This window comes from Streptomyces sp. RLA131 (assembly GCF_056270125.1).
Window position 1 is genome coordinate 6252689 of sequence record NZ_JBWDOQ010000002.1, and the last position, 22589, is coordinate 6275277.

At 72.5% G+C, this 22589-nt stretch carries 17 protein-coding genes; 15 read left to right on the forward strand and 2 right to left on the reverse strand.

Going from position 1 to position 22589, the window contains the following annotated elements; translation table 11 throughout:
• Positions 1 to 39: 39 nt before the first annotated feature.
• From RWE79_RS29240 to RWE79_RS29255, 4 genes are all read left to right on the forward strand, one after another.
• Entirely contained in the window at positions 40 to 2133 is a 2094-nt protein-coding gene (locus RWE79_RS29240) for an MMPL family transporter (protein WP_475943055.1), read from the forward strand.
• A gap of 74 nt (positions 2134 to 2207) precedes the next feature.
• Positions 2208 to 3719: a tRNA (N6-isopentenyl adenosine(37)-C2)-methylthiotransferase MiaB gene (gene miaB / locus RWE79_RS29245; RefSeq protein WP_475943056.1), complete on the forward strand. Its 1512-nt coding sequence runs from the start codon at positions 2208 to 2210 to the stop codon at positions 3717 to 3719.
• A 117-nt stretch (positions 3720 to 3836) separates the two neighbouring features.
• Positions 3837 to 4172 carry a hypothetical protein gene (locus tag RWE79_RS29250; protein WP_475943057.1) on the forward strand — a complete coding sequence of 112 codons (336 nt, stop codon included), beginning with the start codon at positions 3837 to 3839 and terminating at the stop codon, positions 4170 to 4172.
• Between the two features lie 18 nt (positions 4173 to 4190).
• A complete protein-coding gene (locus RWE79_RS29255; RefSeq protein WP_475943058.1) occupies positions 4191 to 4886 on the forward strand; it encodes a class III extradiol ring-cleavage dioxygenase family protein in 696 nt (231 codons plus the stop codon).
• Positions 4887 to 4908: 22 nt separating this feature from the next.
• Here the strand turns inward: RWE79_RS29255 and RWE79_RS29260 are convergent, their stop codons facing one another.
• On the reverse strand, positions 4909 to 5121 hold the full coding sequence (locus RWE79_RS29260; protein ID WP_475943059.1) for an antitoxin: 213 nt from the start codon (positions 5119 to 5121) through the stop codon (positions 4909 to 4911).
• A 99-nt stretch (positions 5122 to 5220) separates the two neighbouring features.
• Between RWE79_RS29260 and miaA the strand changes: the two genes are divergently transcribed.
• The 6 genes from miaA to hflX all read left to right on the forward strand — a co-directional run bounded on the left by miaA (position 5221) and on the right by hflX (position 13168).
• Complete coding sequence (gene miaA / locus RWE79_RS29265) at positions 5221 to 6156, forward strand: tRNA (adenosine(37)-N6)-dimethylallyltransferase MiaA (RefSeq protein ID WP_475946177.1); 936 nt, start codon at positions 5221 to 5223, stop codon at positions 6154 to 6156.
• A gap of 105 nt (positions 6157 to 6261) precedes the next feature.
• Positions 6262 to 6759: a hypothetical protein gene (locus RWE79_RS29270; RefSeq protein WP_475946179.1), complete on the forward strand. Its 498-nt coding sequence runs from the start codon at positions 6262 to 6264 to the stop codon at positions 6757 to 6759.
• A gap of 19 nt (positions 6760 to 6778) precedes the next feature.
• Positions 6779 to 7669 carry a diaminopimelate epimerase gene (dapF, locus tag RWE79_RS29275; protein ID WP_475943060.1) on the forward strand — a complete coding sequence of 297 codons (891 nt, stop codon included), beginning with the start codon at positions 6779 to 6781 and terminating at the stop codon, positions 7667 to 7669.
• Positions 7670 to 7806: 137 nt separating this feature from the next.
• Positions 7807 to 9939, forward strand: coding sequence for a RelA/SpoT family protein (locus tag RWE79_RS29280; RefSeq protein WP_475943061.1), 2133 nt, complete (start codon positions 7807 to 7809; stop codon positions 9937 to 9939).
• 93 nt (positions 9940 to 10032) lie between these two features.
• Positions 10033 to 11586 (forward strand): M1 family metallopeptidase, encoded by a 1554-nt coding sequence (locus RWE79_RS29285; protein WP_475943062.1) that lies wholly within the window; start codon positions 10033 to 10035, stop codon positions 11584 to 11586.
• Positions 11587 to 11683: 97 nt separating this feature from the next.
• On the forward strand, positions 11684 to 13168 hold the full coding sequence (gene hflX / locus RWE79_RS29290) for a GTPase HflX (RefSeq protein ID WP_475943063.1): 1485 nt from the start codon (positions 11684 to 11686) through the stop codon (positions 13166 to 13168).
• 114 nt (positions 13169 to 13282) lie between these two features.
• Here hflX and RWE79_RS29295 read toward each other — a convergent pair whose 3' ends face one another.
• On the reverse strand, positions 13283 to 14467 hold the full coding sequence (locus tag RWE79_RS29295; RefSeq protein ID WP_475943064.1) for a trypsin-like serine peptidase: 1185 nt from the start codon (positions 14465 to 14467) through the stop codon (positions 13283 to 13285).
• A 177-nt stretch (positions 14468 to 14644) separates the two neighbouring features.
• On the opposite strand from RWE79_RS29295, the gene RWE79_RS29300 reads away from it, so the two are divergent.
• The 5 genes from RWE79_RS29300 to RWE79_RS29320 all read left to right on the forward strand — a co-directional run bounded on the left by RWE79_RS29300 (position 14645) and on the right by RWE79_RS29320 (position 22560).
• Positions 14645 to 16081: a diaminobutyrate--2-oxoglutarate transaminase family protein gene (locus RWE79_RS29300; protein WP_475943065.1), complete on the forward strand. Its 1437-nt coding sequence runs from the start codon at positions 14645 to 14647 to the stop codon at positions 16079 to 16081.
• Positions 16082 to 16163: 82 nt separating this feature from the next.
• Positions 16164 to 17999 carry an IucA/IucC family protein gene (locus RWE79_RS29305; RefSeq protein ID WP_475943066.1) on the forward strand — a complete coding sequence of 612 codons (1836 nt, stop codon included), beginning with the start codon at positions 16164 to 16166 and terminating at the stop codon, positions 17997 to 17999.
• A 58-nt stretch (positions 18000 to 18057) separates the two neighbouring features.
• Positions 18058 to 18744, forward strand: coding sequence for a GNAT family N-acetyltransferase (locus RWE79_RS29310; protein ID WP_475943067.1), 687 nt, complete (start codon positions 18058 to 18060; stop codon positions 18742 to 18744).
• A gap of 14 nt (positions 18745 to 18758) precedes the next feature.
• Positions 18759 to 20522, forward strand: a complete 1764-nt coding sequence (locus RWE79_RS29315; protein WP_475943068.1) for an IucA/IucC family protein — start codon at positions 18759 to 18761, stop codon at positions 20520 to 20522.
• Between the two features lie 43 nt (positions 20523 to 20565).
• Positions 20566 to 22560, forward strand: coding sequence for an ATP-dependent DNA helicase (locus RWE79_RS29320; protein WP_475943069.1), 1995 nt, complete (start codon positions 20566 to 20568; stop codon positions 22558 to 22560).
• The last annotated feature ends 29 nt before the right edge of the window (positions 22561 to 22589 follow it).

The window sequence follows — 22589 nt, forward strand, 5'->3', positions numbered from 1 at the left end:
AGTGCGCGCGCACACCGACACGACCGAGGAATCCGTTCGATGAGATCCATTCCCAGCAGCGTCCGCCGGCTCGTCCCGGTGCTTCTCGTCCTGGTCTGGCTCGGCGTCGGAGGCGCCACCGGCTCCTACGCCGGCAAGCTCGGCGAGGTCGCCACGAACGACCAGGCCGCCTTCCTGCCGGGCAACGCGGAGTCCACCGAGGTCGTCACGGCACGCGAGGCGTTCGACCGGGACGAGACACTGCCCGCGATCGTCGTCTGGACCGCCGGCCAGGGGAAGATCACCACCGCGCAGCAGCAGGCGGCCACCCGCGCGCTCGCCTCGCTCACCGGCACCTCCGGAGTCACCGGCGAGGTCTCACCGGCCGTCCGCTCCCAGGACGGGCGCGCCCTGCAGGGCGTCGTACCGCTGCGCACCGACCTCGGCGACCGGCTCGGCGACACCACCGACCGTGTCCTGGCCGCCGCGGGGAAGGTGGACGGTGCCACGGCCCGCCTCGCCGGCCCGGCCGCCACCCAGGCCGATCTGTCCAACGCCTTCGCGGGCATCGACGGCCTGCTGCTCATGGTGGCGCTCGGCGTGGTCCTGCTGATCCTGGTGCTGGTCTACCGGGGCGTTCTGCTGCCCCTGGTGATCATCATCGGCTCCGTCTTCTCCCTCGGCCTGGCCTGCGCGGTGGTCTACGTACTCGCCGGCCACGGCGTCGTGCGCGTCGACGGACAGGTCCAGGGCATCCTGTCGATCCTGGTCATCGGCGCGGCCACCGACTACGCCCTGCTGCTGTCGGCCCGCTTCCGCGAGGAACTCGCCGCGCGTGGCGACCGGTTCGCCGCCGCCCGTGCCGCCCTGCACCGCTCCTGGGGCGCCATCACCGCCAGCGCCGCCACCGTCGTCCTCGGCCTGCTCGCCCTGCTCGCCAGCGACCTGACCAACAACCGGGCGCTCGGCCCGGTCGGCGCCATCGGCATCGTCTGCGCCCTGGTCACCAGCCTCACCTTCCTCCCCGCCGCCCTGGCGCTGTTCGGCCGCGCCGTGTTCTGGCCCGCCCGGCCCCGGTGTGCGGCCGACCCCGGTGACCCGGGACTGTCCGGGCGCGGCATCTGGAGCCGGGTCGCCTCGCTGGTGGACCGTGCCCCGCGCCGCACCTGGGGCGTCTGCCTGGTGGTGCTGCTGGCCTGTGCCGCCTTCGCCCCGACGCTGCACTCGGGCGGCGTGCCGCTCGATGAGACCTTCGTCAACGACGCCCCCTCGGTCACCGCGCAGCAGGTCCTGAGCAAGCACTTCCCCGGCGGCTCCGGAAACCCCGCCGTCGTCATCGCCGACGCCGGCCGTACCTCGGAGGTCGTCAGCGCCGCCGAAAACACCTCGGGAGTCGCCTCGGCCGCCGCCGTCACCGCCTCCGGTGGCTCCGGCACCGCCGGTCGGGGCCCGGCGCTGGTCAAGGACGGCCGGGTCATGGTCGACGTCACGCTGGGGGACGCCGCCGACAGCGACGCCGCCAAGCGCACCGTTCAGCGGCTGCGCGGCGCGCTGCACGCCGTCCCCGGCGCGGACGCCATTGTCGGCGGCCACACCGCGCAGCAGTACGACACCCAGACCACCGTCGCCCGCGACCGCAGGATCGTCGTGCCGGTCGTGCTGGCCATCGTGCTGTTCATCCTGGTGCTGCTGCTGCGCTCCCTGCTGCTGCCGGTGCTCATGGTCGCCACCGTCGGGCTGAACTTCTTCGCCACGCTGGGGGTCTCCTCCCTGGTGTTCAGCCATGTGTTCGGCTTCTCCGGTACCGACGCGTCCGTGCCGCTGTACGGCTTCGTGTTCCTGGTCGCCCTCGGAGTCGACTACAACATCTTCCTGATGACCCGGGTCCGCGAGGAGACCCTGGGGCGCGGCACCCGCTTCGGCGTCCTCAAGGGGCTCACCGCGACCGGCGGTGTCATCACCTCGGCCGGAGTGGTGCTGGCGGCCACCTTCGCGGCCCTGGGGGTGATCCCGCTGGCCTTCCTCGCGCAGGTGGCGTTCATCGTCGCCTTCGGCGTGCTGCTGGACACCCTGGTCGTCCGCTCGCTGCTGCTGCCCGCGCTGGTCCGGCACATCGGGCCGGCCGTCTGGTGGCCCGCCCGGTTCAAGCCCTGACGGGGCCCCGAGGCCGCACCGGGGGCCGAGGGCTCGCGGCGTGACGGTCCGGCGGGAGCCCTTACCCTGGACGGGTGAGCGGGAGTGAGGCAGTCGGTTTGAAAACGTACGAGGTCCGCACCTACGGGTGCCAGATGAACGTCCACGACTCCGAGCGGCTGTCCGGCCTGCTGGAGGACGCGGGTTACGTCCGCGCGGCGAAGGGGGCCGACGGCACGGTCTCCGCCGACGTCGTCGTCTTCAACACCTGCGCGGTGCGTGAGAACGCCGACAACCGTCTCTACGGCAACCTCGGCCAGCTGGCGCCGCAGAAGGCCTCCCGCCCCGGCATGCAGATCGCCGTCGGCGGCTGCCTCGCCCAGAAGGACCGCGACACCATCGTCAAACGGGCCCCCTGGGTCGACGTCGTGTTCGGCACCCACAACATCGGCAAGCTGCCGGTGCTGCTGGAGCGGGCCCGGATCGCCGAAGAGGCGCAGGTCGAGATCGCCGAGTCGCTGGAGGCGTTCCCGTCCACGCTGCCGACCCGCCGTGAGTCCGCGTACGCCGCCTGGGTCTCGATCTCCGTGGGCTGCAACAACACCTGCACCTTCTGCATCGTTCCCGCGCTGCGCGGCAAGGAGAAGGACCGCCGCCCCGGCGACGTCCTCGCCGAGGTCGAGGCCCTGGTCGCCGAGGGTGTCTCCGAGATCACGCTGCTGGGCCAGAACGTCAACGCGTACGGCTCCGACATCGGCGACCGTGAGGCCTTCAGCAAGCTGCTGCGCGCATGCGGGCGGATCGAGGGGCTGGAGCGGGTCCGCTTCACCTCGCCGCATCCGCGCGACTTCACCGACGACGTGATCGCGGCGATGGCCGAGACGCGCAATGTGATGCACCAGCTCCACATGCCGCTGCAGTCCGGCTCGGACACCGTCCTGAAGGCGATGCGCCGCTCGTACCGGCAGGACCGTTACCTCGGCATCATCGAGAAGGTGCGCGCGGCCATGCCCGACGCCGCCATCTCCACCGACATCATCGTGGGCTTCCCCGGCGAGACCGAGGAGGACTTCGAGCAGACCATGCACGTCGTGCGCGAGGCGCGCTTCGCGCAGGCCTTCACCTTCCAGTACTCCAAGCGGCCCGGCACGCCGGCCGCCGACATGGACGGCCAGATCCCCAAGGCGGTCGTGCAGGCGCGCTACGAGCGGCTGGTGGCCCTCCAGGAGGAGATCTCCTGGCAGGAGAACAAGCGTCAGGTCGGCCGGACGCTGGAGGTTCTGGTCGCCGAGGGCGAGGGCCGCAAGGACGAGGCCACCCACCGCCTGTCCGGGCGCGCCCCGGACAACCGGCTGGTGCACTTCGAGAAGCCGGACGCGCCGGTGCGGCCGGGCGACGTGGTCACGGTGGAGATCACCTACGCCGCCCCGCACCACCTCCTGGCCGAGAAGCCCGCCCTCGCCGTGCGCCGCACCCGGGCCGGCGACTCGTGGGAGCTGCGCAACGCGGCCCCGGCCGCCAAGCCGGCCGGTGTCATGCTGGGCCTGCCCACCGTCGGCGCTCCCGCGCAGGCGGCCGCGGTGACCTCGGGCTGCGGCTGCGACTGACTGCTTCCGTACGGAACGTGATCGTTTCGGTACGGGACGAACGGCCGGGTCGAACGGCCAAATCGAGAAGGCCGGTCAGAAGGCCGGTCAAGAAAGCCGAACAAGGGGGAGGGCCGCATGGCCTACTGGGGGATGTTCGTCGAGGAGACCGTGGGCAGCGGGGAGAACAAGCGCTGGGAGGTCGAGCTGCTCGGCCACTTCACCGGCTCCCGCAAGGAGGCGCTGCGCGAGCTGGAGGAGACCGCGACCCGGTTCAAGCCCTCCAAGCCGTTCAGCGTGCGGCGCAGCTGGCTCTACCGCACCCAGGACGGATTTCTGCAGACCAACGAAGGCATGACCACCACCTACTACTGCCGCTTCACCGTGGCCGAGCTGGTCCGGGACAGCAAGAACCCCTCGGTCGGCAAGCAGGCCGACGAGCACCTCCAGGACAGCGTCCCCGAGGGGTACTGAGCCGGTAGGGTTCCGATCATGCTCGTCGCCGCCGCTGTCTGTCCCTGCCCGCCGCTGCTCGTGCCCGAGGTGGCGGCCGGCGCCGCGCCGGAACTGGACGGGCTGCGCGCGGCGTGCGCGGACGCGATCGGGGTGCTGGCGGCCTCCCGACCCGATCTGCTGGTCGTCGTCGGAGCGGGCGAGCGGGCCCACGTATGGGAGGGCGGCGGCGAGGCCTCGCTGCGCCCGTACGGAGTCGACCGCCGGCTGCGGCTGGGGACGGGCGGGGACGCGGTGCCGCTCGCGCCGTCCCTGGCGGTCGCGGCTTCCCTGCTGGAGCGTACGAGCGTGGCGGCCCCCCTGCACGCCGCCGCCGTGCCCGCGGACGCGCCGGGCGAGCGCATGCTGGGCCTGGGCCGCGGTCTGGCGGACATCGCGGACCGGGTGGCGTTGCTGGTGATGGGCGACGGAAGCGCCTGCCGCACCGTCAAGGCCCCCGGCTATCTGGACGAGCGCGCCGAACCGTACGACGCCGCCGTGTCGGCCGCGCTCGGCGCCGCCGACACCGCCGCGCTGGCCGCCCTCGACGCGGAGCTGTCCGCGCAGCTCAAGGTCGCCGGCCGGGCCCCCTGGCAGGTACTGGCGGGCGCCGCCGAGGGCACCGCCGTCCAGGGTGAACTGCTGTACGACCAGGCGCCCTACGGCGTCGGCTACTTCGTGGCGACCTGGTCCTGAGGCCCGGCGGGGGCAGGGAGCGTCAACGCTGCTTCCTGAGATGTCCGAGCGCGCCCCTGGCCTTGCCGACGCCTATGCCGATCTGGTAGCCGTACTTCCCCTTGGTGCGCATGTCGACGTTGCGGGCGGCCTTGTCGAGCCCCGACTCGATACGGTCCCCGTGCCGGTCGACGAAGTGACCCGCATGGGTCCTGACCTGGCCGGCTTTCGCCTTCAGCGTCTCCTTCAGCGTCATCGGTCCCCGCTCCGTCCCACGGAAAAACCGCACAATAGGCACATACCACCAAGACCCTACTCCGATGCGGGAAAGAGCGCCCTCGTGGTTTGGGAGACTGTGCGCGTGAACAACGTCGCACCCCGCGTGATCGCCGTCGTCGGTCCCACCGCGGCCGGCAAGTCCGACCTGGGCGTCGCCCTCGCCCGGGCTCTGAACGGCGAAGTGGTCAACGCCGACTCCATGCAGCTCTACCGCGGCATGGACATCGGCACCGCCAAGCTGAACGCCGGCGAACGGCAGGGAGTACCGCACCACCTCCTCGACATCTGGGACGTCACCGAGGCCGCCAGCGTGGCCGAGTACCAGCGCCTGGCCCGCGTCGAGATCGACCGGCTGCACGCCGCCGGCCGCACCCCGGTCCTGGTCGGCGGCTCGGGCCTGTACGTACGGGCCGCCATCGACGCCCTGGAGTTCCCCGGCACCGATCCGGACGTACGCGCCCGACTGGAGGCCGAGCTCGAAGCGCACGGTACCGGGCCGCTGCACGCCCGGCTGGCCGCCGTGGACCCGCAGGCCGCGCTGGCCATCCTGCCCAGCAACGGCCGCCGCATCGTCCGGGCGCTGGAGGTCGTCGAGATCACCGGGCGCCCCTTCACGGCCAATCTGCCCGGACCGGGGCAGGACACCGTCTACGACACCGTCCAGATCGGCGTCGACGTCCCGCGCCCCGAGCTCGACGAGCGCATCACGCTCCGTGTCGACCGGATGTGGGAGGCCGGGCTCGTCGCGGAGGTCGAGGAACTGGAGAACGCCGGTCTGCGCGAGGGCCGGACGGCCTCGCGCGCACTGGGTTACCAGCAGGTACTGGCCGCCCTCGCCGGCGAGTGCACCGACGCCGAGGCGCGCGCCGAGACCGTACGCGCCACCAAGCGCTTCGCGCGCCGCCAGGATTCGTGGTTCCGCCGTGACCAGCGGGTGCACTGGCTCACAGCTCGCGGAAAGGAACTCGGCGAACAGGCGCTGGCGTTGCTCGGCCACGCGGTCACAGCCTGATCACGTGATGGCATCGGGACGCCTCAGCGGCACTTGACCCCGCGATGCGCATGCCATCATCGAGCATCGGGTTACGGTGTCGGACTTTTGGGAGGGCGCGTGGCGATGGAGGCCGGCCCTCGCGACAGACCGCAACCGGACCAGGGGCAGGGGAGTTCCGGCGAACTGCCGGAACTGGTTGTCGACGGGCCCCTGGACGGGGAGCCCGATCCGGCCGACGGCGAAGGTGATGTCGGGCTGGAGGGCGAGGTCGAGGTCGAGGCCGAGGAGTCCTTCCGCGAACTGCGCCCGCCGCGCCGCCTGCGCATATGGCAGCTCGCCCCGATCATCGCGCTGGCTACCGTCGGCTCCCTGATGTTCGCCTTCCCCCTCGCCTTCGAGTTCGGCGACGGCGGCGCCGTCGTGGCCATGCTCGGCCTGCTGCTGTGCTGCTGCTCCGCCGGCTGGGGCATCATGGCCGCCCGCCGCGTCGGCACCACCTGGCCCGGGCTGCCCGCCCGTGGCTCGGGGCGCCGCCCCGACTGGCGCTTCGTGGTGCTCTACGTGGCCATCACCGTCCTCCTCGCCGTCCTCGCCTTCTGGCGGGTCGCCCGCCTGCGCTAGGTCCCCGTACGATCGTGACGTGACCACCGCACCGCAGGGCCTGCCCTTCCTCAAGGGCCACGGCACCGAGAACGACTTCGTGATCGTCCCCGACCCGGACGGGCTGACCGAGCTGTCGCCGGCCGTCGTGGCGCGGCTGTGCGACCGGCGGGCCGGCATCGGCGGCGACGGGCTGCTGCGGGTCGTCCGCTCGGCGGCGCACCCGGAGGCGGCCGGGATGGCCCACGAGGCCGAGTGGTTCATGGACTACCGCAACGCCGACGGCAGCGTCGCCGAGATGTGCGGCAACGGGGTGCGGGTCTTCGCCCGCTATCTGCGGCGCGCGGGCCTGGTACAGGCCGGGGACCTCACGATCGCGACCCGCGCCGGCGTGCGCCGCGTCCACATCGCGAAGGGCCGGCCCGGCGAAGAGGGCGACGTCACCGTCGGCATGGGCAGCGCGCTGCTTCCCGAGGGCGAGGTCACGGTCACCGTCGGGGACCACCACTGGCCCGCCCGCAACGTCAACATGGGCAATCCGCACGCCGTGGCCTTCGTCGCCGACCTCGCGGACGCCGGCGAGCTGACCGCCGCCCCGCTCACGGCCCCGGCGCAGGCCTACCCGAGCGGCGTCAATGTCGAGTTCGTGGTGGACCGCGGCCCGCGCCACGTGGCGATGCGGGTCCATGAGCGCGGCTCGGGCGAGACCCGGTCCTGCGGCACCGGGGCGTGCGCGGTGATGGTGGCCGCCGCCCGCAGGGACGGTGCCGACCCGGCGGTGACCGGCCGTCCGGTGACGTACACCGTGGATCTGCCGGGCGGTCGGCTGGTGATCACCGAACACGTCGACGGCACCGTCGAGATGACCGGCCCGGCGGTGATCGTGGCCGAGGGCGTGATCGACTCCGACTGGCTTGCCGGAGGCAGCTGAAACCGCACTCGTTCCCTCGAACGGGTGATGACGATCACTCTGGGCGAGAGCGTGGCAGCGGCACGTGGTGGGCTCGGTAGCATCAAGGACCGGCACGGATGTTTCCCGCCGCCGGTCGACGCTGCCGGAGGTGCCGAATGAGCGCAGACAACGCAGTGGACGCCGTGTCCAGTGGCGGTGGACGCAGCAGGCTCCTGCTGCGCGGCGCGGATCTGCGCAGGCTGGGCCGAGCCGCGCTGCTGGGGCCCGGCAGCGGCCGCGGCAGGGTGCCCGACGCCATCGAGCACATCGCCAAGGTGCACCGCGCCCTGCATCCCGGCACCGACATCGACATCCTGCGCAGGGCGTACGTACTCGCGGAGTCCTCGCACCGGGGCCAGATGCGCAAGAGCGGCGAGCCGTACATCACCCACCCGCTCGCCGTCACCCTCATCCTCGCCGAACTGGGCGCCGAGACCACCACGTTGACCGCCTCGCTGCTCCACGACACCGTCGAGGACACCGATGTGACCCTCGATCAGGTCCGTGAGGAGTTCGGCGAGGAGGTGCGTTATCTCGTCGACGGCGTCACCAAACTGGAGAAGGTCGAGTACGGCGCCGCCGCCGAGTCCGAGACCTTCCGCAAGATGCTGGTCGCCACCGGCAACGACGTACGCGTCATGTCGATCAAGCTCGCCGACCGGCTGCACAACATGCGCACGCTGGGTGTCATGCGCCCCGAGAAGCAGGCGCGCATCGCCAAGGTCACCGGCGACGTCCTGATCCCGCTCGCCGAGCGGCTCGGTGTGCAGGCGCTCAAGACCGAGCTCGAGGACCTGGTCTTCGCGATCCTGCACCCCGAGGACTACGACAGGACCCGCGAGTCCCTCATCGCGCACGCGGCGCTCCCGGATCCGCTGGAGGCCGTCGCGGAGGACGTGCGCGGCGTGCTGCGCGAGGCGGGTATCGCCGCCGAGGTCCTGGTCCGGCCCCGCCATGTGGTGTCGGTGCACCGGGTGCGGGTCAAACGCGGAGGCACCCAGCCCGGCAGCTGCGACTTCGGGCGCATCCTGGTGCTGGTCGGCGAGGACGCCGACTGCTACGCGGTCCTGGGCGAGCTGCACACCTGTTTCACCCCGGTGATCAAGGAGTTCAAGGACTTCATCGCCGCGCCGAAGTTCAACCTCTACCAGTCGCTGCACACCGCCATCGCCGACGGCAAGGGCCGGATCGCCGAAGTCCTGGTCCGCACGCGGCAGATGCACCAGGTCGCCGAGGCCGGCGTCATCGCCCTGGGCAATCCGTACGCCGTCGCCGACGCCCCGGTGGCCGCCGACGGCGAGCGACTGGACCCGACCCAGCCCGGCTGGCTCTCCCGGCTGCTGGACTGGCAGCGCGACGCCCCCGACTCCGACACCTTCTGGAGCGCGCTGCGCGAGGACCTCGCCCAGGACCGCGAGATCACCGTCTTCTCGGACGACGGCGGCACCGTGGGCCTGCCCGACGGCGCGACCTGTGTGGACGCCGCGTACGCGCTGCACGGCGAGGGCGCCCACGCCTGCGTCGGCAGCCGGGTCAACGGGCGGCTCGCCCCGCTGAGCACCGCCCTGCGCGACGGTGACACCCTGCACCTGCTGATGGGCGCGGAGGGCCCGGGCAGCGATGTGTACGGCCCCTCCCCGGGCTGGCTGGAGCACGCCCGTACCCCGGCCGCCCGGATCGCCATCACCCGCTGGCTCGACGCCCACCCGGCCGCCGAGCGGGAGGCCGAGCCGGCCGCTCCCGCCCTGCGCACCGCGGCCACCGTCACGGCCCGCGCCGCCGACCCCGTCGCCGAGACCGACCCGCCCGGTGCCTCGGTCCGGCTGGCCCGCTGCTGTACGCCGGTGCCGCCCGACGAGGTCACCGGCTTCGCCATCCGGGGCGGCACGGTCGCCGTGCACCGCAGTGAGTGCCCCACCGTGGACCGTATGACCGCCGCCGGCCGGGACCGGGTCGCCGTCCGTTGGCGGGGCGGCACCGCCGGCTCCGGCTACCGGGCCACCCTTCTCGCCGAGGCGCTGGGCCGCCCCCGGCTGCTGGCCGACCTCACCGAGGTCATCGCCTCCCAGGGCGTCGGCATCGTGTACGCGGCCGTGGAGCCCCCGCAGGAGCACCGGGTCCGCCACACCTACACCGTCGAGCTGCCCGACGCCGAGGCCCTGCCCGCCCTCATGCGGGCCATGCGGTCCGTCCCCGGGGTCTACGACGTCTACCGGGCGCAGCGCCAGGTCGCGGCGGCACACACGTAGACACAGGGGCCGGTGGGGGCGGGCACCATCCGTTCGGGTGGAACGTGGCCGCGCCACCACCCGCCGTGACCGGTTGGCTGATAGCCGTATCGCATGATCGGACCTTTCGCCCCCCTCGCCCGCCGCTCCGCCCTGACCGCTCTCGCCGTCGCCGCCCTGGCCGCCGCGGCCCTGCCCGGGGAGGGCGCCGCGGGGGTCGGCGACCGGCTCTACCCGGACCTCGGCAACGGCGGATACGACGTCTACGACTACGACATCTCCTTCGACTACCACGGCAACGACAGGCCGCTGGACGCCGTCACCCGGATCGACGCCCTCGCGAAGGACACCCTGACCCGCTTCGACCTCGACTTCGCGAGCGGCACCGTCCGCTCCGTCGAGGTCAACGGCCGCCCCGCCCGCTGGTCCACCGCCCGCGAGGAACTGGTGGTCACCCCGGAGATCCCGGTCCCCGAGGGCGACCGGCTGCTGATCACCGTCGTCCACAGCAGCGATCCCGGGGCCGGCAGGGACGGCGGCTGGATCCGCACCCCCGACGGGCTCGCCCTGGCCAACCAGGCCGACGCCGCCCACCGCGTCTTCCCCTGCAGCGACCACCCCTCCGACAAGGCCCGCTTCACGTTCCGGGTCACCGCCCCCAAGGACCTGACCGTCGTCGCCAACGGTCTGCCCGAGTCCGAGGCGCACCGCGGGGCCGTCACCACCTGGACGTACCGCACCAGCCACCTCATGGCCACCGAACTCGCCCAGGTGTCCATCGGCCGCTCCGCCGTGCTGCACCGCACCGGCCCGCACGGCCTGCCACTGCGCGACGTCATCGGCGCCGCCGACAAGGACCGCGCCGAGCTGGAGAAGCGGCTGGCCCTGACCGGCGGCCAGATCACGTGGATGGAGAAGCAGGTCGGCCCGTACCCCTTCGAGACGTACGGCATCCTCGGCGTCGACACCGCCACCGGATTCGAGCTGGAGACCCAGACCCTCTCCCTCTTCGAGCGCCGCGTGCTGCTCGCCGCCGAGTCCGACGTCGCCCCGATCATGGTCCACGAACTCGCGCACCAGTGGTTCGGTGACAGCGTCGCCCCCGCCGGCTGGTCCGACCTGTGGCTCAACGAGGGCCACGCCACCTGGTACCAGTGGCTCTACGCCGCCGAGAAGTACCGCCTGGACCTCGACGACCTGGCCCACCGGGTCTACCGCCTCGACCGCCAGATCCGCGACGCCGGAGGCCCGCCCGCCGCCCCCCTGCCCCCCGGCAAGGACGGCAAGCTCGGCATCTTCCGTCCCAACGTCTACCTCTCCGCCGGCCTCGCCCTGTACGCGCTGCGCACCGAGATCGGCCCCGACGCCTTCCGGCGACTGGAGCACGCCTGGGTCGCCCGGCACCGTGACGGCAACGCCTCGACCCGCGACTTCGTCGAGCTGACCGACGAGATCACCGGCCGCGACCTGACCGGCTTCCTCGACGGCTGGCTGTACGGCAGGAACACCCCGCCGATGCCGGGGCACAGCGACTGGAAGAGCGACGGACCGGCGGCCGCTCCCGCACCGGCTCCCGCACCGGCTCCCGCACCGGCTCCCGCACCGGCTCCCGCACCGGCTCCGGCACAGGCTCCGGCTCCCGCTCCCGTTGCCAGGAAACACACGTGACGTGCGGCAGGCCGCGTGGGACCATCGTCAGGGGGAATCCTCCGGGACCTCCGGACGTTCCTCCTAAGACACCTGTCGTCAGCGAGCAAAGGATCCAATGACCTCCTCCACTTCTTCCTCCTCTCCGGAAACCCGCCGCGCTCGGGCCGAGGCCCTGATGGAAGAGGACGCCGCCTGGAGCCACGAGATCGACGGGCTGCGCGACGGCGACCAGCTCGAACGCTCCGAGCGCGCCTCACTGCGCCGCGTCGCGGGACTTTCCACCGAGCTCGAAGACGTCACCGAGGTCGAATACCGTCAGCTCCGCCTGGAGCGGGTCGTCCTCGTCGGTGTCTGGACGGACGGCACAATGGGCGACGCGGAGAACTCGCTGGCAGAGCTGGCGGCGCTCGCGGAGACCGCGGGCGCCATGGTGCTCGACGGAGTCATCCAGCGCCGCGACAAGCCCGACCCGGCGACGTACATCGGCTCCGGCAAGGCGCAGGAGCTGCGGGACATCGTCCTGGAGTCCGGCGCCGACACCGTGGTCTGCGACGGTGAGCTCAGCCCCGGCCAGCTCATCCACCTCGAAGACGTCGTCAAGGTCAAGGTGGTGGACCGCACCGCGCTGATCCTCGACATCTTCGCCCAGCACGCCAAGAGCCGTGAGGGCAAGGCCCAGGTCTCGCTGGCGCAGATGCAGTACATGCTGCCGCGACTGCGCGGCTGGGGTCAGTCGCTGTCCCGGCAGATGGGTGGCGGTGGCTCCGGCTCCTCGGGCGGCGGTATGGCCACCCGTGGCCCCGGTGAGACCAAGATCGAGACCGACCGGCGGCGGATTCGCGAGAAGATGGCGAAGATGCGCCGGGAGATCGCGGAGATGAAGACCAGCCGCGACCTCAAGCGCCAGGAGCGCAAGCGCCACAAGGTGCCCTCCGTCGCCATCGCCGGCTACACCAACGCCGGCAAGTCCTCGCTGCTCAACCGGCTCACCGGTGCGGGCGTGCTGGTGGAGAACTCGCTGTTCGCCACCCTCGACCCGACCGTGCGCCGGGCCGAGACGCCCGGCGGGCGGCTCTACACACTGGCCGACACCGTCGGCTTCGTACGGCATCTGCCGCACCACCTCGTCGAGGCCTTCCGGTCGACGATGGAGGAGGTCGCGGACGCGGACCTGATCCTGCACGTGGTGGACGGCTCGCACCCGGTGCCGGAGGAGCAGCTCGCCGCGGTGCGTGAGGTGTTCCGCGACGTCGGTGCGCTCGACGTACCCGAGATCGTGGTGGTCAACAAGGCGGACGCCGCCGACCCGGTCGTCCTGCAGCGCCTGCTGCGCAACGAGAGGCACGCCATCGCGGTCTCCGCCCGCAGCGGCCTGGGCATCCAGGAGCTGCTGGAGCTGATCGACGAGGAACTGCCGCGCCCCGCGGTCGAGATCGAGGCGCTCGTGCCGTACACGCACGGCGCGCTGATCGCCCGGGCGCACGCCGACGGCGAGGTGCTCTCCGAGGAGCACACCGGCGACGGCACGCTCCTCAAGGCCCGCGTCCATGACGAACTGGCCGCCGATCTGGAGCCGTACGCGCTCGTCGCCCGGCGCTGATCACCGACAGGCACCGGAGCCGGCACCGGCACCGGCGCTCGTCCGGATACGGATGGCGAAGGGCCGCCCCGACGGGGGCGGCCCTTCGCCATATCCGTATCCGGACGTATCCGGCTACGAGGTGCGGATCCTGTCGAAGAGCGACTTGGCCTGCGACCCCAGGTGCGGACCCGCCAGCCAGGTGTGGCCGGTGGCCGGGCCGATCGAGGTGTTGCTGACCAGCGCCGTCGTGCCGTCCGGCTTCTTGGCGAACCAGCCGCCGCCCGAGGCCCCGGCGGTCATGCTGCAGCCGAGCCAGTTCATGGTCGGCGAGCCGGAGGTGAGCTTCAGCCGGACCGGGTCGGCGGTGCAGCTGTACTGCTGGTATCCGTAGCCGTCGAAGGGGGCAGCCGCGGGGTAGCCGTCCGCCTGGACGCTGTCGATGCCCTCGGCGGTCGGGGCGTCGAACCAGACCGGGACGGAGGCGCCGACGGTCTCCTCCAGGGACTTGCCGGAGTCCGGGTTCTTCACCTTCAGCACCGCGAAGTCGTACGGGTAGGCGGTGCTGGTCTTCGAGGACTCGCCGCCGCCGTCGATCCACTGCTGGGTGGTGCCCGCCTTGGTGGCCCACCAGGTGCCGTACGGGGCGAGCTGCTGCCTGCTGGCGGTCTTGAGCGCGGAGCCGGTCATGCCCTTGTCGTTGAAGGACGGCACGAAGACGACGTTGCGGTACCAGCCGCCCGAGGCGCCGGCGTGGACGCAGTGGCCCGCCGTCCACACCAGGTTGCTCTTGCCCGGGTGGGCGGGGTCGCTGACGACGGTGGCCGAGCAGACCGCCTGGCCCTCGGGCATGTCGAACAGCAGCTTGCCGGTCGCGGGGGAGGCGCTGTGATACGGCGTCGAGAGCTGCCTGGCCCGGACCGCGGCGGGCTGGGGGTCGGTGGTGCCGTCGTCGGCGTCCGAGACGTCGCTGTCGTCCTGGTCCTGGGACGGGGTCTTGCCGGCGTCGCGCAGCCGGTCGGCGTCCCACAGGTCCTTGACGATCGGGTTGATGAAGTCGGCCGCGTCACGCAGCCACTGCTCCTTGTCCCAGTTCTTCCAGCCGCCGTTCTTGAGGGCGTCCTTCCACTTGTCGAGGTCCTCGGCCGTGGTGGGAAGGGAGGTGGGGAGCTTGAAGCCGCCGGTGCCGGAGGTCGTCGCGGTCGCGGACGGACTCGGCTTGTCGTCGGCGTTGTCGCCCGACCGCCCGCAGGCGGTGACGGACACCGCGAGCAGCGCGGCGACTCCGGCCGCGGCGAGAACTGGCCGTATGGATGGCATGGGTCGATCCCCCTGTTGTGAACATGACGTCTCCCCGGTGACGGGGCAACGCCCCACTATGCCCGTGCCGTTGAGGACGGCTGAGGCCGGGTCTGTGGTTCCGTTGTGAGGATCTTGAGCGCAGGCAGTTGCCCGCGAGCGCGGCCGGTCGTTGGAGGTGGCGGGGAGCCGCCGCCGATGCCGAGGAGTGACTACGTGGCCGTGATTTCCAGCGTGCCGGAGCAACTGGCCGTACCCGCCGGTGACTTCGAGGAGAGCGGCGACACGGCGGGGCAGCGGATCCTGCGCCGCCAGTCACTGCGCGAGTCCGGGGCCCGCACCTACGCACGGTCGCTGCCGGTCGTCCCGGTCCGCGCCCGGGGCATGACGATCGAGGGAGCCGACGGCCGCCGCTACCTCGACTGCCTGTCCGGCGCGGGAACGCTGGCGCTGGGGCACAACCACCCCGTCGTCCTGGAGGCGATCCGCGAAGTCCTCGACTCCGGGGCCCCGTTGCACGTCCTCGATCTCGCCACCCCCGTCAAGGACGCCTTCACCACAGCCCTCTTCGAGACGCTGCCGCGCGAACTGGCCGAGCGGGGACGGGTGCAGTTCTGCGGACCGGCCGGCACGGACGCCGTCGAAGCCGCCATCAAACTCGTCCGTACCGCCACCGGCCGCTCCGGACTGCTCGCCTTCTCGGGTGCCTACCACGGCATGACCGCAGGCGCCCTCGCCGCCACCGGCGACACCGCCGTACGTGCCGCGGCCGGCGCCGCCGACGCGCCGGTGACCCGGCTGCCCTACCCCTACGACTACCGCTGCCCGTTCGGCGTCGGCGGCGACCGGGGCGCCGAACTGTCAGCACGGCTCACGGCGAACCTGCTCGACGACCCCAAGGGCGGCATCCAGCCCGCCGCCGGGATGATCCTCGAACCCGTACAGGGCGAGGGCGGCGTCATTCCGGCGCCGGACGACTGGCTGCGCCGGATGCGGGCGATCACCGCCCAGCGAGGCATCCCGCTCATCGCCGACGAGGTGCAGACCGGCGTCGGCCGCACCGGTGCCTTCTGGGCCGTCGAGCACAGCGGCATCGTGCCCGACGTCATGGTGCTGTCCAAGGCCGTCGGCGGCAGCCTCCCGCTCGCCGTCATCGTCTACCGCGAGGAGCTCGACACCTGGCGCCCCGGCGCCCACGCAGGCACCTTCCGCGGCAACCAGCTCGCCATGGCCGCCGGCGCGGCGACCCTGGCCTACGTACGACGGGAGGGCCTCGCCGAGCGCGCGGCGGTGCTCGGCGCCCGGATGCTGGCCCGGCTGCGTGGTCTCGCCGCCCACCACCCCTGCGTCGGCGATGCCCGGGGCCGCGGGCTGATGCTCGGCCTCGAACTCGTCGACCCGGCCGCGGAGCCCGACGACCGCGGCTCCCTCCCCGCGGCACCCCGCCTCGCCGCCGCCGTCCAGCAGGAAGCCCTGCGTCGCGGGCTCATCCTCGAACTCGGCGGCCGCCACTCCTGCGTCATCCGGCTCCTCCCCCCACTGACCATCACCGACGAACAGGCCGAAGCCGTCCTCGACCGCCTCGCGGACTCGCTGGCCGCCGCGGAACGGTACGCGCCGGGGAGCCCGTCATGACCGGCGCGGCGGCCGCCGGCCCCCGGGCAGCCGTATCCACCCGGCCCGCCCCGGCTCCCCCCGCCATGAACGGAGCGAAGCGATGACCGTGCTTCCGGGCACCGAGACCCCGGCCGTGTCACCCCGGACGGCACAGCCGCAGCGCGGCGTTCCCGGGGCCGACCCGCTGGAGCAACCCGACGCCTACGCGGCGGCGGACGCCGCCGGGGCCGAGAACCTGCTGCGGTGCTGGGTGCGCGAGACCGGGCTGACCGAACCGCCGGAGGGCACCCTCCTGGTGCCGCTCCCGGCCAGCGGAACCGCCCTGCGGATCCCGGTGCGGCACTGGTCCGCCGTGGGCCACCACCGCTTCGGCACCGCCCGGTTCGAGACCGGCGGCCCGCCCGTGGACGCCGTGACGGTGGCGGCGCTGATCGCCCGCGAAGCCGCGGCCGGAACCGACGCGGTGGCGTCCGACGGGGCCGACCTGGTGGGCCGGGTCGCCGACTCCGTACGCCGCACCGCCGTCTTCGTCGCCGAACGCCGTGCGGCGCCCGCGGCTCCGGCCGGCATCCACCCCTTTCTCGACGCCGAGCAGGCCCTGATCCTCGGTCACCCCCTCCACCCCACGCCCAAGGGGCGCGAAGGCCTCTCCGACGCCGAGGCCCGGCACTTCTCACCCGAGCTCCGCGGCTCCTTCCGGCTCCACTGGCTGGCCGTCGACCGTTCGGTCCTGGCCATGGACTCGGCCTGGACCGAACGCGGCCGCCCGGTCGCCGCCGACCAGCTCCTCGCGGGACTCGCCGGCCCCGGTCTCCGTCTCCCCGAGGGCACCGCACCCCTGCCGCTGCACCCCTGGCAGGCCAGGGACCTCCCGCACCGCCCCGAGGTACGGACCCTCCTCGACGCCGGGCTGCTCCACGACCTCGGCCCCGCCGGGGAACCCTGGCACCCCACCTCCTCCGTCCGCACCGTCTACCGCCCCGGCGCCACCGCGATGCTCAAGCTGTCCCTCGGCCTGCGCATCACCAACTCCCGCCGGGAGAACCTGCGCAAGGAACTGCGCCGGGGTGTGGAGGTGCACCGGCTGCTGCGCGGCGGCCTCGCCGAGCAGTGGCATGCCGCCTTTCCCGGCACCCCGGGCGCCCCCGGCTTCGACATCGTGCGCGATCCGGCCTGGCTCGCCGTGGACAGCCCGGGCAGCGGACGCGAGGCCGTCCAGGGCCTGGACGTCGTGCTGCGCCACAACCCCTTCGGTCCGGACGACGACATCGCCTGCGTCGCCGGCCTCACCTCCCCCCGTCCCTGGCCGGGCGCGCCCGGCACCGCCCTGCGCTCACACCTGGGCCGGCTCGTCGCCCGCATCGCCGCCCGTACCGGACGCCCCACCCCGGCCGTCGCCGCGGAGTGGTTCCTGCGCTACCTCGAAGTGGTCGTGCAGCCCATCCTCTGGCTGGACGGCGAGGCCGGCATCGCCCTGGAGGCGCACCAGCAGAACACACTGGTCCTCCTGGACGCCGAGGGCTGGCCCAGCGGCGGCCGCTACCGCGACAACCAGGGCTACTACTTCCGCGAGAGCCACCGCGAAGCGCTCGACCGCCGCCTCCCTGGTATCGGCACCGACAGCGACACCTTCGTCGCCGACACCGTCGCCGACGAACGGATCGCCTACTACGTCGGCATCAACAACGTCCTGGGCCTGATCGGCGCCTTCGGCAGCCAGCGGCTCGCCGACGAGCAGGTACTCGTCGCGGCGTTCCGCCGCTTCCTGTCCAGGGCCGCCGCCACCGGGCGCTCCGGTCTGCCCGCCCGGCTGCTGCAGACCCCCGGCCTGCGCTGCAAGGCCAACCTCCTCACCCGCCTGCACGGTATGGACGAACTCGTCGGCCCGGTCGACACCCAGTCCGTGTACGTCACCATTCCCAACCCCCTCGTATGAATCCCGCCTGTCCGAGGCGCCGGGCGCCTTCAGCGTCCCCAGAGAGGAGGCCGCCGCGATGACGACCGCCGACGCCGGCCCCGAGGACACCCTCGATCTCCAGCTGCCGCCCGAGGCCTTCGAGCTCTTCGCCGACGACCCGGCAGTGCGGCCCGGCCCGCCCGCCCTCGTCGAGGACCTTCTCGACGGGGTGGCCGACTGGAGCCCCACCGACACCGGAGTCGGCACCTTCCGGCTCGTCCCGGTGCAGCCCGACCGCGACCTCCGGCTGATCACCCACTGGATGAACGACCCGGCCGTGGCCGAATTCTGGGAACTCGACGGCCCGGCCGACGTCACCGGGCGACATCTGCGCGCCCAGCTCGACGGCGACGGCCGCAGCGTCCCCTGCCTCGGCGTCCTCGACGACACCCCCATGAGCTACTGGGAGATCTACCGGGCCGACCTCGACCCCGTCGCCCGCTACTACCCGGCCCGCCCCCACGACACCGGCGTCCACCTCCTCATCGGCGCCGTCGCCGACCGTGCCAGGGGCCTGGGCGCGGCGCTCCTGCGAACCGTCGCGGACCAGATCCTCGACCACCGTCCGGCCTGCGCCCGTGTCGTCGGCGAGCCGGACCTGCGCAACACCCCCTCCGTCGCGGCCTTCCTCGCCGCCGGCTTCCGCCTCTCCGCCGAAGTCGAGCTGCCCGCCAAGCGAGCGGCCGTCATGATCCGTGATCGCGTACTGCGTGACCTCCTCTGACTGGAGCCGAGAACGTGCTGCACCTTCCCCAGGAACTGGACCACGAGACCTGGCACCGCGTCGCCCGCCGCTTACTGGCCAAGCTGCTGGCCGAGTTCGCGTACGAAGAGGTGATCACCCCCGAGCCGGACCCCGAGGGCGGCCCCGACGCCTACCGCCTGCCGCTCACCGCCGGTATCACCTACCGCTTCCGCGCCCGCCGCGGCACCTACGGCAGCTGGCGCGTCGACCCCGCCTCCATCACCCCCACCTCGGACCCCTTCCACTTCGTCACCCACGCCCACGACACCGTGCTCTGCATCGACGGCGGCACCCTCGGCCACCTGCTGCGCGAACTGAGCGCCACCCTCGCCGCCGACGCCCGCCTGGAGCACACCGGCGCCACCGCCGCCCAGCTCGCCGACCTGGGCTACGCCGAACTCGAAGGCCACCAGACCGGCCACCCCTGGCTCGTGCTCAACAAAGGACGCCTGGGCTTCTCCGCCACCGACACCGCCCGCTGGGCCCCGGAGGCCCGCAACCCGCAACGCCTTCCCTGGATCGCCGCCCGCACCGGCCTGGCCACCTACCGGGGCACCGCGGGCCTGCGGGACCCGGCCAGGCTCTACGCCCGCGAACTCGACCCGCAGATCCACCAAGCCTTCGACGCCGAACTCACCAACCGCGGCCTCGACCCCGACGACTATCTCTATCTGCCCGTGCACCCCTGGCAGTGGGACGAAATCGTCGTACCACTCTTCACCCCCTCAATCGCGGACACAAGCATCATTCCACTCACCACTGACAACGACCTCCGGCTGCCCCAGCAGTCCGTCCGCACCTTCCTCAACACCACCCGCCCCGACCGCCTCACCGTCAAGCTCCCCCTCTCCATCCTCAACACCCTCGTCTGGCGCGGCCTCCCCACCGAGCGCACGCTCGCCGCCCCCGCCGTCACCGCCTGGGTGCACGGCCTCCGGGACGCCGACCCCTTCCTCCGCGACGAGACCCGCGTCGTCCTGCTCGGCGAGGTCGCCTCCGTCACCGTCGAGCACCCGGTCTACAACCGGCTTCCCTCCGTCCCCTACCAGTACAAGGAACTCCTCGGCGCGATCTGGCGCGAGCCCCTCGCCGGCCGGCTCGACCCCGGGGAACGGGCCCGCACCCTGGCCGCCCTGCTCCACACCGACCACGAAGGCCGGTCCTTCACCGCCGAACTGGTCGCCCGATCCGGCCTCGCCCCGCGCGTCTGGCTGCGGCGCCTCTTCGGAGCGCTGCTGCCTCCGCTGCTGCACTTCCTCTACCGGTACGGCACCGTCTTCTCCCCCCACGGGGAGAACGCCATCGTCGTCTTCGACGAGCACGACACCCCGGTCCGGCTCGCCGTCAAGGACTTCGTCGACGACATCAATGTCAGCGCCGAGGCGCTCCCCGAGCACGCCTCGATGCCCGACGACGTCCGCGCCGTGCTGCTCACCGAGGAACCGGCGTTCCTGACCCAGTTCATCCATTCCGGGCTCTTCATCGGAGTGTTCCGCTACCTCAGCCCGCTCTGCGAGGACCAACTCGGCGTACCCGAAGCCGAATTCTGGGCCCTGGTGCGCGAGGAGATCCTCCGCCACCACGAGCGCTTCCCCGAGCTGAAGGAGCGCTTCGCCGCCTACGACCTGCTGGTCCCGCGGATCGAGCGGCTCTGCCTCAACCGCAACCGGCTCCACCTCGACGGCTACCGCGACCGCCCCGAGCGTCCGCACGCCGCGGTCCACGGAACCGTCGAGAACCCCCTTCACGCTCGGTGACCGCGGTCGCGTTGTCGGTGGGGCCCCTTACTCTGGTGTGCCTATGACGAAGCCCGCCCTCTCCGAACTCCTCCATGCCGCCGTCACCGCGGTCGGCGGCATGGAGCGCCCCGGCCAGGTCACCATGGCCGAGGCCGTCGAAGCCGCTGTCGACGACGGCTCCCACCTGCTGGTCCAGGCCGGCACCGGCACCGGAAAGTCCCTCGGCTATCTGGTACCGGCGCTCGCGCACGGCGAACGCGTGGTCGTGGCCACCGCGACCATCGCCCTCCAGCGCCAGCTGGTCCAGCGGGACCTGCCGCGCACCGTCGAGGCCCTGCATCCGCTGCTGCGCCGCGAGCCGCAGTACGCGATGCTCAAGGGCCGGTCGAACTACCTGTGCCTGCACCGGCTCCATGAGGGCGTCCCCGAGGACGAGGGTGACGGTCTCTTCGACCCGTTCGAGGCAGCCGCGCCCAGCAGCAAGCTAGGCCAGGATCTGCTGCGGCTGCGCGACTGGTCGGACGAGACCGAGACCGGCGACCGCGACGACCTCACCCCCGGCGTGTCCGACCGCGCGTGGGCCCAGATCTCGGTCAGCTCCCGCGAGTGCCTGGGCGCCCAGCGCTGCGCGTACGGGGCCGAGTGCTTCGCGGAGGCCGCCCGCGAGCGCGCCAAGCTCGCCGACGTGGTCGTCACCAACCACGCCCTGCTCGCCATCGACGCCCTCGAAGGCGCCCCCGTCCTGCCTCCGCACGAGGTGCTGATCGTCGACGAGGCCCATGAGCTGGTCTCCCGGGTCACCGGGGTCGCCACCGGCGAGCTCACTCCCGGCCGGGTCAACCGGTCGGTGAAGCTGGCCGCCAAGCTGGTCAACGAGAAGGCGGCCGACGCGCTGCTCAGCGCCTCCGAGGGCTTCGAGAGGCTCATGGAGCTGGCCCTCCCCGGCCGTCTCGAAGAGATCCCCGAGGATCTGACCTACGCCCTCATGGCCCTGCGTGACGCCTGCCGTCTGGTGCTCACCTCGCTCGGCGAGACCCGCGACCGCTCCGTCCAGGACGAGGACGTCGTGCGCAAGCTCGCCAAGGCTTCCATCGAGAATGTCCACGAGGTCGCCGAGCGCATCGTCGAGGGCTCCGAGTACGACGTGCTCTGGTACGAGCGGCACGAGCGTTTCGGCGCGTCCCTGCGCGTCGCCCCGCTCAATGTCTCGGGGCTGCTGCGCGAGAAGCTCTTCAACGAGCGCTCCGTCGTCCTGACCTCCGCCACCCTGAGGATCGGCGGTGACTTCAACGGCGTCGCCGCCTCGCTCGGTCTGCCGCCCGAGGGCACCCAGGGCGCCGAAGGGGAAGAGGTCCTGGACTGGAAGGGCATCGATGTCGGCTCGCCCTTCGACTACCGCAAGCAGGGCATCCTCTACGTCGCCAGACACCTGTCCCAGCCGGGCCGGGACAGTGGCCGCGAGGACATGCTCGACGAGCTCACCGAGCTGATCGAAGCCGCCGGCGGGCGCACCCTCGGTCTCTTCTCGTCCATGCGCGGAGCCCAGGCCGCGGCCGAGGCACTGCGCGGCCGACTCGACCACCCGATCCTGCTCCAGGGCGAGGAGACGCTCGGCGAGCTGATCCGGCGCTTCGCCGACGACGCCCGGACCTGTCTGTTCGGCACCATCTCGCTCTGGCAGGGGGTGGACGTCCCCGGTGCCAGCTGCCAGCTGGTCGTCATGGACCGGATCCCCTTCCCGCGCCCCGACGATCCGCTGATGAGCGCCCGCCAGAAGGATGTCGAACAGCGGGGCGGCAACGGCTTCATGGCCGTGGCCGCCACCCATGCCGCCCTGCTCATGGCCCAGGGGGCGGGCCGGCTGATCCGGGCCACCGGTGACCGGGGCGTCGTCGCCGTTCTCGATCCCCGCCTGGCCAACGCCCGCTACGGCGGCTTCCTGCGCAACACGATGCCGGACCTCTGGTACACCACCGACCGCAACCAGGTGCGCAGGTCACTGGCGGCGATCGATGCGGCGGCGCTGGCCAAGGAGGCGTCCGCCCCGGAGGCGTGAGCGCATAGCGGGGCCCCGAGACCGGCGCA

Excerpts from the sequence above, each read along its gene's own strand:
- RWE79_RS29280 (WP_475943061.1), top strand. The coding sequence starts at position 7,807 with ATGAGCGCAGACAACGCAGTGGACGCCGTGTCCAGTGGCGGTGGACGC.
- RWE79_RS29305 (WP_475943066.1), top strand. The coding sequence starts at position 16,164 with ATGACCGTGCTTCCGGGCACCGAGACCCCGGCCGTGTCACCCCGGACG.
- RWE79_RS29260 (WP_475943059.1), bottom strand. The coding sequence starts at position 5,121 with ATGACGCTGAAGGAGACGCTGAAGGCGAAAGCCGGCCAGGTCAGGACC.
- RWE79_RS29255 (WP_475943058.1), top strand. The coding sequence starts at position 4,191 with ATGCTCGTCGCCGCCGCTGTCTGTCCCTGCCCGCCGCTGCTCGTGCCC.
- hflX (WP_475943063.1), top strand. The coding sequence starts at position 11,684 with ATGACCTCCTCCACTTCTTCCTCCTCTCCGGAAACCCGCCGCGCTCGG.
- RWE79_RS29285 (WP_475943062.1), top strand. The coding sequence starts at position 10,033 with ATGATCGGACCTTTCGCCCCCCTCGCCCGCCGCTCCGCCCTGACCGCT.
- RWE79_RS29270 (WP_475946179.1), top strand. The coding sequence starts at position 6,262 with ATGGAGGCCGGCCCTCGCGACAGACCGCAACCGGACCAGGGGCAGGGG.
- RWE79_RS29250 (WP_475943057.1), top strand. The coding sequence starts at position 3,837 with ATGGCCTACTGGGGGATGTTCGTCGAGGAGACCGTGGGCAGCGGGGAG.
- RWE79_RS29240 (WP_475943055.1), top strand. The coding sequence starts at position 40 with ATGAGATCCATTCCCAGCAGCGTCCGCCGGCTCGTCCCGGTGCTTCTC.
- RWE79_RS29310 (WP_475943067.1), top strand. The coding sequence starts at position 18,058 with ATGACGACCGCCGACGCCGGCCCCGAGGACACCCTCGATCTCCAGCTG.
- RWE79_RS29320 (WP_475943069.1), top strand. The coding sequence starts at position 20,566 with ATGACGAAGCCCGCCCTCTCCGAACTCCTCCATGCCGCCGTCACCGCG.
- RWE79_RS29300 (WP_475943065.1), top strand. The coding sequence starts at position 14,645 with ATGCCGAGGAGTGACTACGTGGCCGTGATTTCCAGCGTGCCGGAGCAA.
- RWE79_RS29295 (WP_475943064.1), bottom strand. The coding sequence starts at position 14,467 with ATGCCATCCATACGGCCAGTTCTCGCCGCGGCCGGAGTCGCCGCGCTG.